Here is a 12351-nt window from a genome sequence, read left to right as displayed (position 1 = left end):
AAACTTTGAGCTTGTGACGAGTGAGCAATCAGTGCCGGGTTTGACCAAACCATTCGACAAAGTTTCCGACAAAGGAAGGCGAAAAGGGGGCTGCTCTGCCTCGGTGGCCGCTCAGAAAATTATATCGCGCGTCCTCGAAACGTGCTACACAGCCACCGATTGAATGATGAACAGCCACCTGGAAAAAGATGACGAGGGTGAACAAAGACTGGTGAAGTTGTATATGGAGTTGACCGGCAGTTGTGAGTCCGCAGCGCGGAGTGTTTTTATGCACACATGCGGCTTGGAACCAGACCCCTCGAGGCCGGCGCCCGTTCCCTTAACCCAACCCATTTCCAATGGTGAGCCTGGCAAACGACCGGGGCAGGGTGGTCTCGTGCCCATTCTGCTCTTTGGGATAGCGGCCTGGCAGGCGCTCCCTGCGGCAGCAGCGCCTTCGACGACTCCCCCGCCCGAGCACACCCTGATTACCACGCCACTCTCATTGGCCGATGCGGTCAACCTGGCCCTGACCCAGAATCCAAGCATCCAGCGCGCTCGCAAAGACATCGAAGCGGCTCAGGGTGTGGCCATCCAGACACGCGCCATCGCTCTGCCCACCATCGGCATCAACGGCAGCTACTCCGACGCCCAGCGCTCCGATATTGATAGTTTCCAGGGCCCGGGCTTTACTTTCGGCACCACGGAAAACTGGGTTTCCCAGCTCAAGCTCGTCCAGTCCATCTATGAAGGCGGACGCATCCTCTCGTCGCTGCGCGCGGCGCGCCTGACGAGGCAGCAATCCATGTTGAATTACCAAACCACCGTCGCCGACACGGTCCTGAACGTCGAATTGGCCTATTTCGACGTGCTCATGGCGGCCCAGCAGATCACCGTCCAGGAGGCCTCCGTCGAGCTGCTCACCCGCGAGCTGACCGACACCAACCGGCGCTTCGAAGCCGGGACCGTTCCCCGATTCAACGTTTTGCGCGCTGAGGTCGAGCTGGCCAATGCCCGGCCCAAACTCATTAACGCCCGCAACAGCCTGCGGATTTCCAAAAACAACCTCGCCAATCTCCTCGGGTTCAACATCCCGCGCGAGACGTTCCAGGAGATTCCGCTCAACCTCTCAGGCCGCCTCGAAGCCGACCCGTTCGAACTGGAACTCACCCGCGCGCTCAACCTGGCCCTGGAACGCCGCACCGAGTTGGGCTCCCTGCGCAAAGCACAGGCCCTTCGCAAGGAGGACCTCGTTACCGCCAAAGCCGGTTACAAACCGAGCTTGCAGGGCTTCGTCGGCTATGACACCCACAACTCCGTGCTCAGCCAGGACCTCGGCGCCGAACTCCATGGCTGGATCGCCGGCGCTCAGCTCACCTGGAACCTCTTTGACGGCCTCCGCACCCAGGGCCGCATCCTGGAAGCCACCGCCAATTACGAACGCGCCGAGGTGGACCTCGACGACACCACCCGCAGGATCGAATTGGAAGTGCGCACTGCCTACTCCAATTTCATCGAGGCGCGCGAGGTGCTGGAATCGCAAAAAAAGGTCGTCGAAGAGGCCGAAGAAGCCCTTCGCCTGGCCCGGGCCCGGGAACAAGCCGGCACAGGAACCCAACTGGACGTGCTGAGCGCGCAGACAGCCCTCACCGATGCCCGCAGCACTCAAATCCAGGCCCTCCACGACTACGACGCCGCCCGCGCCCGCCTACAACGCGCCGCCGGCTTGAATCTGCCGGAGTAACCTGCGGAGCGGGCGCGTCCCCAGCTAAAATAAGCGCACTGCATCGCGACGTTCCCGGGACTCGCTTCTCACAAAAGATTTCCTGCCGAATCGGTTTTGGAAGCCGCATCACGCCACCGCTCCACCCCAATCCTTCGGAGAATCTCCGTGTCACTGGTCGGCTTGGTTTCGGGCGGGAGCGAGTTTTCCGGCGCACGGTCGAGCCACAGCCAATAACCGCTTAGAGCTGCGGTGATCTCGACGAACCGCTCAAAATCCAACGGCTTTACCAGAAACGAGTTCGCTCCCAGTTTGTATGCCAGGCTCACATCGCGGATTTCATCCGAGGAGGTCAGCATGACCACTCGCAAATTGGGCAATGAGGATTCCTGGCGAATCCATCGCAACACTTCAAAACCGTCAATGCCCGGCATCTTTATATCCAGCAGCACCAGCGAGGGAATAGGATACTCACCACGGTTAGCGAAAGGACCTTTGCCCTGTAGATAAGCGATGGCTTGCTCGCCGTTTCTAACCACTTGCACCGGATTGAGAACTCTGCTTTTGGTAAACGCCCGGCGAATTAAGAGAGCGTCATTTTCCTGGTCTTCAACGAGCAAGATGACGGGGTGATCAGGCATATAAGCCACATTCAACTAACCCATCCAGAATGCCTTCTGTATGGGGTGAATACCCTAAACCCCGCCTACGAATGACGCGCGAAGTCGTATCCTGCAATGACCAACACGATCCTGACGAAAACCAGAAAAGCACCCTCGCGCGGTCCCCATCCGACTGAAGAGCAAACGGCGGGCCACTCCCATCTTCTACATCGCAGGTCCCTGTGATATCAGGGTCCCCAGGAATTTCCCAGGAGTCCGTTTCCCCTGCGCCCCTTGCTCAAAGCTGGTTGACAGTAGATAGTCAAACGTACATCATTAATATAGTGAATTACGCCCGGCATGGTTTGCGACGTTCCAAGTACCTGAAGGCGCCCCGCCAGACGCTCCCTGCCGGCCTTGGGCTCCTTGCCCTCGAGGGCTAACCACGGGCTTCTGATCTATGTCTCCCTCCGCCCGAACCCTCCCATACCGCTTCCGTGGCCTGATGGCTGCCCTGCTTTGTGTGGGGCTGGCCCAGCCGGTTTTGGGGCAGATGGTCGATTTGAACGGCAACGGGATGAGCGACATCTGGGAGTTGATTTACGGGGCAAGCAATCTCGATCCGAAAGGCGATGCGGATGCAGACGGGGCATCGAACTGGCAAGAGAGCATCGCCGGGACCGACCCGTTCGATACGAACTCCGTGCCAAAGATCACGTTGAGCGTTGTTTCCGGGACCAACTTCAACGTGAGCATGCCCAGCGCGCTGGGCAAACAATACCAATTGGAGAGCGTCGAGCCGTCCGGGCCGGGCGGTTGGTCCAATTGGACTACTGAAGCCAGCCTCATTGTCCGCACCGGCTCGGTCGTCACCCTCAGCGGCTCGACCGGTCCTGCGCCCAAGTTATTCCGCATCGCCATTTCCGATGTCGATACCGACGGTGATGGCGTCAACGATTGGGAGGAATACCAGCTCGGCCTGGACCCGATGAACCCGTACAGCAACGGCCAAACCGACGGCAACGGCCAGCTCGTGGGCGATTATGCCTATGTCGTTGGAAAGCTCGCAAACCAGAATGTCCTGGCCATCAGCGCTACGGACCCGACCGCAATCCAGCCTGACCCGGGGCAGTTCCCACTCAATTCGGGTTTAATCACTATTACCCGGGGCGGCTTCCCGCTCAATGCCATCACGGTGAATCTGGGGCTGGCGGGGCCCGGGCCCGGCATCGCCATCGAAGGGGTCGATCACGCCCCCCTGCCGCGTTCCATCGATTTCCCGGTCGGTTCCAGTTCTCAAGTTGTTTCCGTCATGCCCCTGGCCGACACTAACTTAATGGCCCCTGTTCTGGCCAAGCTCCGCCTCCTTCCAGGGGCCGGATACAAACTGGGGATGGCCAGCAATGCCAGCATTCTGATTTATCCCTCGGCCACGCCAACCGGGACAGGTTTGACCGGCCAGTACTTCACCAATTCGAGCGCCACGTACTCCAGCAGCGCTAACTTCGACCCAGCCAGTTTTGTCATGACCCGCCTGGACCCGGTGGTGGACTTTCTCTGGGGCAACTTTACAACCCCATTTGCGAACAGCGGCTATTACACCGTCCGCTGGACGGGGCAGGTCCAGCCACAGTATTCGGAGACTTATTATTTCGATGCGAACACGGATGACGGGGTGAAACTGTGGGTGAACGACCAGCTCATTATTGACCACTGGGTTCCACAAGGCGCCTCGGATTCCATTGGCACGATCACTCTGCAGGCGGGGGTTCGCTACGACATCCGGATGGATTATTTCCAGGGCGGTGGCAACGCCGCAGCGCATTTGTATTGGTATAGCCCGAGCCAGCCCAAGCAGGTCATTCCGAGCGAGCGCCTCTATCCCGCCAGCACGCCCCCGACGCCGACCGCCGTCACTAGCCCACTGAGCGCAATCGCATTTTTAGGGCAACCATTCAGTTTTGCCGTCACCGGCGCTAATTCGGCCAATTCCTACACTGCCGGCGGCCTGCCGCCGGGCTTAGGCTTTAGCCCCGCTTCGGGCCTCATCAGCGGCACGCCAAACCTCGCGGGTGATTTCCAGGTAACTCTCACAGCCAGCAACTCGGTCGGCCTGGGTGCCTCGGTGCTCGATCTCCAGGTGCTCGATACGGGCAGTTCGGTCGTGCGCGAGGTCTGGCTTGGCGCACCAGGCACCAATGTCGCCGATATTCCTCTGAACACGCCCGCCAGCCTCACCAACACCCTGGGCACCCTGGAAGGCCTCACCGATTTTGGCGATAATTATGGCGAACGGATTCGCGGCTATCTCACGGCCCCGGTCACAGGCAATTACTATTTCTGGCTTGCCGCGAGCGACTCGGCGGAACTTTGGATTTCAAACGACAGCGAGCCGGTCAACAAGGTGAAGCGCGCTTACGTCCTGCCGATACCTAACCCTGCCCCGCCGCCCACGAACGGGACTGCCCCGCGCCAATGGAACTTGCAAACCAACCAGCGTTCCGGGTGGCTGTCGCTGGTTGCAGGCCAGCGCTATTATCTCGAGATTCTGCACAAGGCTGGGGCGGGAGCGGCGGATAACTGGTCGGTGGGTTGGCTCCAGGACCCGACCGGCACCAATACCACACCCGCAGGCGTAGTGCCTGGCTACGTTTTGTCCCGGTATTATCCGTTGCCTTCAGCGATCGCTCCGGGCGCCCTTTATACGGCCAACCTGCTGCCCAGCGCGACCGCCACTGGCAGCACCGGCACCGGTTCGGCTTCCCTGCGGCTCAGCCCGGATGGGACCCAGGCAGTTATTCAATACAGCTACTCAAGCCTCTCCTCACCGGTTGTCGCGTGGCACCTTCATGCCGATCCCTATCTCAACAACCCCGAGACCCTCTTGTTCGATCTCGACACCGGGGCTTTGCAACCGCAAGGCACCTTTACCTGGGCCATCGGGGCCGTCGGCACCCTCTCCGCTGCCGATGTCCTCGAGATTATTCGCGAAGGCAAGCTCTTCATGGACGTTCATACCACCCTCCATCCTGACCCTGCTGAAATTGCCGGCCACTTCCTCCCCGTCAGTGGCACTCAGAGTTTCGTCCCGCCTCCGCCGTCCCCAGCCTGGACCGACGATTCTTCCAGCTCGAACGCTGCCGCCCGGTTTCTAATTCAGGCCACCTTTGGTCCAAACCCCGACGAGGTGGCCGCCGTGCAGGCGCTAGGCTACGCGGGTTGGATCAGCAATCAATTCGCTTTGCCGCCCACTCATCACCTGCCTCTGGTTGTTGCCAACAAAAGCGCCGACCCAACCGATCCGTATCCCAGTTCGCTCACATTTAATTCCTGGTGGCAGCGATCGGTGACGGCGCCCGATCAATTGCGTCAGCGGGTCGCTTTTGCCTTGAGCGAAATCATGGTCGTCTCGGAAAACGGCGTGCTTCAGAACTATGCGACAGCCCTCTCGTCTTATTACGACACACTGCTGGACAATGCGTTTGGGAATTTCCGGGGCTTGCTTGAGGCGGTGACCTTGGCGCCGGCGATGGGAATCTTTCTGGACATGCGCGCCAATGATAAAGGGAGCCTGATCACGGGAGCCCATGCCAATGAGAATTACGCGCGCGAAGTGAATCAATTGTTTTCGGTTGGCCTGAACCGGCTCTGGCCCGATGGGACTCTGGTGATGGATTCGCAGGGCAACCTGGTGCCCACTTACGACCAGAACGTCGTCATGGGTTTTGCCAGCGCGTTCACCGGCTGGAATTATTGGCAACCCAATCAATCTAATGGCCGGTTGCCCGCCAACTTCTACCCCTCATCAAACTATACCAACCCCATGGTCCTGGTGCCCCTGCATCACGATCTGGGACCCAAGCTCCTCCTGGATAATGTCGTGCTCCCGCCCGCCTGGGGCGACCAGGCAAACCCGGCCAGCACCAACTTCGATGCTTATGGCCTGCATGACCTCGAGTTGGCGCACGATTCGATTTTCAACAACCAGAATGTGGGCCCCTTCATCTGCCGGCAGCTCATCCAGCGCCTGGTGACCAGCAATCCAAGCCGCGACTATCTTTACCGCGTTGTGCAGGCCTTCAACGACAACGGCGCCGGTGTCCGCGGCGATATGCAGGCCGTGATTCGCGCTATCCTGCTGGATTACGAGGCGCGCAGCAGCGTGTTTAGCGGGCAGCCCACCTTCGGCAAACAACGCGAACCCTTGTTGCGCGCCACAGCCACCGCGCGCGCCTTTCCGTCGCCCCCCTGGAATGCGGGGACCTATAGCGAAAATGGAGACCGCCCAATCACCGTCACCACCACCAATGCTCACCGCCTCAATAGCGGTGATACGGTTTTCCTGAGCTTCACGGACACTTCCGGCCAACCCGCGCCCGCTTCGCAGGGCTACGGGGTGACGGTCACCAGTCCAACGACCTTTACCGTAAATGCCCCTGGCCTGTCGTCCGGGACCTACACCCAGGCGCAGAACATCAGCTTTACGAACATTGTTGGCAGTACGACCAATGTTTTCACCACCAATACACTGACAGTAAGCGTTTCCGGCAACGGCCTGCTGCCCGGCGACCCAGTTTACCTGGTGTTTACAACCGGCGGGGCTTCCAATGGGCTTTACCAAATCTACGCCACCAATTCGACGTTGAGCTTTGTCCTGTTCACCCCGGATTCCGCCAACCGGAGCGGCAACTGCCTCTTGCCCAAGCTCAGCGCGGGCGGATACAGCCAAACTAAAACCAATATCACCGTCAGCATTTCCTCCGGACCGCATGGGTTGAATCCAGGCGATCCGGTCTTTATCCACTTTACCAGCGGCAGCGCCGTGAGTGGCCAATACCAGGTTGTGGCAGTGCCCGATGCAATTCACTTCACGGTGTATGCGACCAACTCGGCCACTCAAACCCAGAATAGCCTTTCGGTTTATCCGCTGGTCCAACCGCCCCTGGCGCGCTCGGGCAATGTGGTGGTCCAGGAAAGCACCTGGAACCTCAGTTATACCGACAGCAGCCTGACACAAACTCCTTTGCGCGCGCCGACGGTTTTTAATTTCTTCTACCCCAATTTCGAGTTCCCCGGCCCATTGGCTTCGGCGGGATTGACGACACCCGAATTCCAATTGACCTCGGATACGACCGTTGCCATCCAGATGAATTTTCTGGAAGGAGGGCTTCTGAACAATGGTGGCAACACCAATGGCTTGAGCAGCTTTAGCGGTGGCAACGGGTCAATCGTGCTGGACCTCGGCCCCTGGATGACCCCGTCCTACGCTGCCAATGCGGGCATTGCTTCGCTGGTCGATGCCCTCAGTTCGCTGCTCACCGGCGGTCAATTGTCCCCAACTGCCAAGACCTTCATCGTGAACTACGTCGCCAATACCGCCAATTTCCCGTACAACAATCCACCCTCCGATTCCCAATTGCGCGACCGGGTTCGAGCTGTGGTGCATTTGATTGTGACCTCACCTGACTTCACCATTCAGCAATAGATTATGGAACAGAGACCCTTTCCGTTGATGCAGTCGCGGCGCGAATTTATTCGGCAGGCGGCGTGCGCGGCTATCGGCACAGCCGCCCTGACCTCCGCCATACGCGACCTGCGCTTCATGAACGCGGCTGTGGCCCAGAGCAACATCTCCGATTACAAGGCACTGGTCTGCATCTTTCTCCAGGGCGGGAATGACTCGAATAATGTCGTCCTGCCCACCATCCAGGCCGAGTACGACAATTATGCTGCGATTCGCACCCCGGTGCTGGCCATCCCACAATCCGCCATCCTGCCTCTCTCCCCATTGACCAGCGACGGTCATGAGTACGGCCTGCATCCGTCCTGCCCCGAACTGCAGACTTTGTTTGCCGAACAAAAGCTGGCCATTCTGTTCAACACCGGAACGCTCGTCTATCCATTGACCCGCGTCCAGTACCAATCCGGCGCGCTCAGCAGGCCGCCCCAGCTTTTCTCGCATGCCGACCAGGTTACCCAATGGCAGACCTCGATTCCAGACCGGCCTCCGCTGACCGGCTGGGGCGGGCGCTGCGCCGATTTGTTGGCCGCTGTTCAGCCCAACGCGCCCATCTCATTGTCCGTGACTCTCAGCGGGGCCAATACATTCGAAGTCGGCAATACGCTCTCCCAATACTCGGTATCGACTTCCGGGGCTATTTCGCTGAGCGGCGTTAGCGGCAACCGCTTGCAGGCGCTGACCAATATTCTGGGGCTATCGTATCCGAATATGCAGGCCCAGGCCTATGCTCAAGTTGCAAAGCACTCGATCAATACCGGCGCGCTGCTCAATAGCGCGATTGCTCCCACTTCAGCGGCGAATTACTGGACGGTTCCTTTTCCGGCAAAGATCACGCCCCCCACGGGCGGCCTGGCCTTTAACTCCGCGCTCAGCCCCCAGCTCCAGATGGTGGCGCGGTTGATCGAGGCAGGCCATCGCAGCGCAGCCAGTGGAGGCTTTGGCATGCAACGCCAAATCTTCTTCTGCCAGGTCGGCGGCTACGATTTGCATACCAACCAGACTCCCGGCCCTGGCCAAACCATCATAGGCGCCCACGCCAATCTCCTGGCTGAGTTAAGCCAAAGCATGCTCGCCTTCCAGCGAGCGATGGAGCAATTGGGCCTCTCGGGTAAGGTAACGGCTTTCACAGCCAGTGATTTCGGGCGAACCTTCCCCAGCAACGGCCAGGGCTCCGATCATGGCTGGGGCAGCCATCACCTGATTCTAGGCGGGGCCGTTAAGGGCCAGCGCACCTATGGCGCATTTCCGGTGCTGACTGTCAACGGGCCCGACGACACCAGCACCGGTCGTTGGATTCCAACAACCGCTATCGATCAGTATTTCGCAACGTTGGCCACGTGGTTCGGCGTGGACAGCGGGAATCTGACGACGGTGTTCCCGAACATTGGCCGCTTCGCCGCATCCAATCTGGGTTTCATTTGAGAATCAATCGTGTCTTCGTATTGCTCTTGCTCGCCTTGGCGGGCGGATTGGCCCTGTACCTGATCGGAAGACGCCCCAACGCCGCTGGGCCGCAAACTGCAACCGAAGAGCGAACCAATCTGGCATCGACTGCGGCTGCGGAAACCTCCGCGCGGAACACGAACCTGCCACTGGTTCAGGCCGTTGTCCCTCAGCCCGCTGCACAGGTCGCCTCCGCTTCAAACGCCGGCCCGACAGCAATGGCGGCAGCGGTCGCGCCCCTGCCCCCCGAGCTGGCTAATCTTTCACCTCAAACCGTTCTGGAAAACATGCGCACCGTTATCTGGCAATATGGCTCGACTTTCGGCGGAAACCCGGTCGGCACCAATGAGGAGATCACCCGGGCGCTGCGAGGGCACAATCCCAAACAGATCAATTTCCTCAAGGCCGACGGCAACCGGGTCAATGCGAACGGCGAATTGGTGGATGTTTGGGGCACCCCTTATTTCTTCCATCAACTCTCTGGCACCGAAATGGAAATCCACTCCGCCGGCCCTGACCGCCGAATGTGGACGGCCGATGACTTGGTGATAAAGTGAGGAGTCCGTAAGATGGAACTACAGAGGGCGCTTCCGCTTGGCGTGGAGAGCGCTGAAGGCCGAGAACTCTTGAGCCGAGTAGTTGCCATAGCTCAGCAAGTTCTGAGGTTAATAGAGGTTGGGCTTCGACAAGTTTTCGACAAAGTTAAGTTTCCGACAAAGGGGGATGAGATCGTTATGAAAAGGTCCAAACTCCACTCCCTCTGAGTAGTCCATCCCACGGCCGGCTTACTCGCCCGGAGCGCTGACGACTTTCCAGCCCACAATCTCATAACGCCGCCCAGGGAAACTTCCCTTCCGCTCCAGTGTCCCGCCTTTGGCCGGGCTCCACCGCAGAACCACCTGGTTGGCTGCGCCCTTTGCCACATCGAAGGTCTCGCCGTCATCTTCGTATAATGTAAACGGGGCCGGGTTGCGGCCGAATACCTTTACTGTTATCCGGAAAATCGTGTCGCGCTCGACGTGTTGCACCGCTTCGGCAACCGGCAGGAGGGTATTCTCCCTGGCATATAAGGGCATCTCACCCGGAGAACCCGCGACCTCGACCGTTGCGCCGCCGGGATACCAGCTGCCAGTTTTGAGTTCACACCAGCGTGTACCAGTTGGCAGGGTTAATTTCCGGGTTCTGGCTTCTCCCAGCAACGGCGCGGCCAGCAAGTTGTCGCCGAACAGGAACGCATCGTCCTCAGTCCAGATTTGGTTGTCTCGAGGAAAGTCCAGCAGCAGCGAGCGCACCGGCGGCAACCCCTCCTGATGATAGCGCATAAAACCGGAGTAGAGATAGGGCAGCAGTTCATAACGCTGATTTACAATCGTACGCAGTTGACCGGCAACGGCCTTCTGTTCGGCGTCGGGAAGCAGTTGGTTGGCCTTGTTCCTCTTACCGTCATATTGCTCCCAGAGGGGATGGGGCATGAACCAAAGGTTTAAACACATCTGCGGCGCAAAGGCGCTCATCGCCACCCGATTCAGCAGTTCGTCCAGGCTGCGCCCCTCGCGCACCTCGGGTGACCAGAGCAATCCTGTGAAGGACGCATTGATGAGCTGCCGGAGGTATTGGTCGAAGGTATAAGCGTCGCTGTACAGGTTAAAAGGCAGCGGGGCCGCCAATGCCGTGGTCGCCCGCACGTCGCTCCAGGTCCGCAGATTATGCGCTTTGAAAGCTGAGAAAAGCGACCGCTGGTATAAATAGCCATAGAGTTGCGACATCTGGTCACCGTCTATTCCCGATGGAAAAATCGAGCAATAGGGGAAATTGAAGGGAGTTGCGTCATTAGGCGGTTGGCGGTCGCATTCATCCCCTTTGAAGCCCAGAATGCCTTGGCTTACGAACTCCCGGTCGTGGTAATCGGCGAAAGTCCGAAATGCTTCAGGGTCGGCAAAGTCCACCACCAGGCCGCCCCAGACCAAGAAATCTCCCGCGCGCGGTTTTAGCGGCGCGAATAATGGAGAACTCGGGTTCAGGTAGGCGTGCTCCCACAGATTCATTTTAAACCCTGCCTGGCGCAGTTCCTGGATCATTTTTCCCGGCTCCGGGAAACGCTCCTTCGACCACACGAGCGAACAGGAATAGGCGTGTGATTGCCACCCGGGCTCCAGACCGATCATATCACACGGGATATTCATCGACCGCAGCGCACGCGCTGTTTGCAAGACAGCAGCCTGGTCCGCGCTCGTGAAGGTCCGGTACTTCAGGCCCAAACCCCACAACGGAGGAATCGCTCCACCGCCCGAGAACAGGTTGTAACGCTCGACGGCTTCACGAATCGTTGGCCCGCCAAACACGTACACGTCCACTCCTTCCGAATCGCAAGGAATGTCGAAAATCACTTCTGTCCGCCCCCGCGCCGGACGCGCGGCATACAATTGCCGCTCGGAGGTTTTGAGGTCTGGTGAGTTGTCTTCGCTCGCCACGGTGGCCTGGTTGGGAGTCAATCTCGCCACCTGCACGTTGGGGACCCGGGCGGTATCCACGTAGATGCCGTAGCCTTTTGTGCTCAGATAAAAGGGCACCGGCCCGTGGCTAGCCCCGGTCTTGCCCACCACCCCGGCGCAAACCGTCAGATGCTTGAACAACCCTTTTTGTTCATACGCCCCAGGGTCCAGCCCAAAACCGTAAATCTGTTCCCCGGTTTCATTGCAAGGGACATAAACCGTGGTGCGCGAAGGAGTGATGCGGCATCGAATCAACTCGGGCCCAATTGGCGCTGTGCCAACAGCGGGCAGAGCTTCAAAGGCCTCCACGCGCGGACCCGATTCCCGCACCGCCACCGGCGTGAACCGCTCGGGCGTTCCGAAGCGCACGCGCCAAACCCCGGGAAGCACCTGCTCGACTTGCGCCTTTGGCCAACCGCTGGAGGGAGGCGCCGGATTGGCCGCCGCGGCGGATGCTTGGAACGCCGAGCGGGACAGACCTGCGGACATGGCCGCAAACAGCGTGAACAGCAAGAGAGGGTTTCGCATAATCTTGCCCAGGATTCAGGTTTTGTTCGCTGGCTTTGTCAATGATGAAGCTGGAGTAATGTC

6 protein-coding genes are annotated in these 12351 nt (G+C 59.2%); 4 read left to right on the top strand and 2 right to left on the bottom strand.

Annotated features, from left to right (window positions below; genetic code table 11):
* The first annotated feature begins 163 nt into the window (after window positions 1–163).
* Window positions 164–1723, top strand: a complete 1560-nt coding sequence (locus VG146_15160; protein HEV2393690.1) for a TolC family protein — start codon at window positions 164–166, stop codon at window positions 1721–1723.
* A gap of 68 nt (window positions 1724–1791) precedes the next feature.
* On the opposite strand, the gene VG146_15155 is transcribed toward VG146_15160, so the two are convergent.
* On the bottom strand, window positions 1792–2343 hold the full coding sequence (locus VG146_15155) for a response regulator (GenBank protein HEV2393689.1): 552 nt from the start codon (window positions 2341–2343) through the stop codon (window positions 1792–1794).
* 421 nt (window positions 2344–2764) lie between these two features.
* Here VG146_15155 and VG146_15150 point away from each other — a divergent pair, with 421 nt between their 5' ends.
* The 3 genes from VG146_15150 to VG146_15140 are packed head-to-tail and all read left to right on the top strand — an operon-like array spanning window position 2765 to window position 9825.
* Window positions 2765–7789, top strand: coding sequence for a DUF1800 family protein (locus VG146_15150; GenBank protein ID HEV2393688.1), 5025 nt, complete (start codon window positions 2765–2767; stop codon window positions 7787–7789).
* 3 nt (window positions 7790–7792) lie between these two features.
* Entirely contained in the window at window positions 7793–9247 is a 1455-nt protein-coding gene (locus tag VG146_15145; GenBank protein HEV2393687.1) for a DUF1501 domain-containing protein, read from the top strand.
* Entirely contained in the window at window positions 9244–9825 is a 582-nt protein-coding gene (locus VG146_15140) for a hypothetical protein (GenBank protein HEV2393686.1), read from the top strand. The genes VG146_15145 and VG146_15140 overlap by 4 nt, the downstream gene beginning before the upstream one ends.
* Before the next feature lie 228 nt (window positions 9826–10053).
* Here the strand turns inward: VG146_15140 and VG146_15135 are convergent, their stop codons facing one another.
* A complete protein-coding gene (locus tag VG146_15135; protein ID HEV2393685.1) occupies window positions 10054–12288 on the bottom strand; it encodes a TIM-barrel domain-containing protein in 2235 nt (744 codons plus the stop codon).
* Between the last annotated feature and the right edge of the window lie 63 nt (window positions 12289–12351).

This window comes from Verrucomicrobiia bacterium (assembly GCA_035946615.1).
Lineage (GTDB): Bacteria > Verrucomicrobiota > Verrucomicrobiia > Limisphaerales > UBA8199 > DASYZB01.
The sequence above is the reverse complement of the archived record's forward strand: the minus strand, read 5'-3'. Positions and strand labels throughout refer to the sequence as shown.

What these genes read in the sequence shown, in the direction of transcription:
- VG146_15160 (HEV2393690.1), top strand. Translation starts at nt 164, where the DNA reads ATGATGAACAGCCACCTGGAAAAAGATGACGAGGGTGAACAAAGACTG.
- VG146_15155 (HEV2393689.1), bottom strand. Translation starts at nt 2,343, where the DNA reads ATGCCTGATCACCCCGTCATCTTGCTCGTTGAAGACCAGGAAAATGAC.
- VG146_15150 (HEV2393688.1), top strand. Translation starts at nt 2,765, where the DNA reads ATGTCTCCCTCCGCCCGAACCCTCCCATACCGCTTCCGTGGCCTGATG.
- VG146_15145 (HEV2393687.1), top strand. Translation starts at nt 7,793, where the DNA reads ATGGAACAGAGACCCTTTCCGTTGATGCAGTCGCGGCGCGAATTTATT.
- VG146_15135 (HEV2393685.1), bottom strand. Translation starts at nt 12,288, where the DNA reads ATGCGAAACCCTCTCTTGCTGTTCACGCTGTTTGCGGCCATGTCCGCA.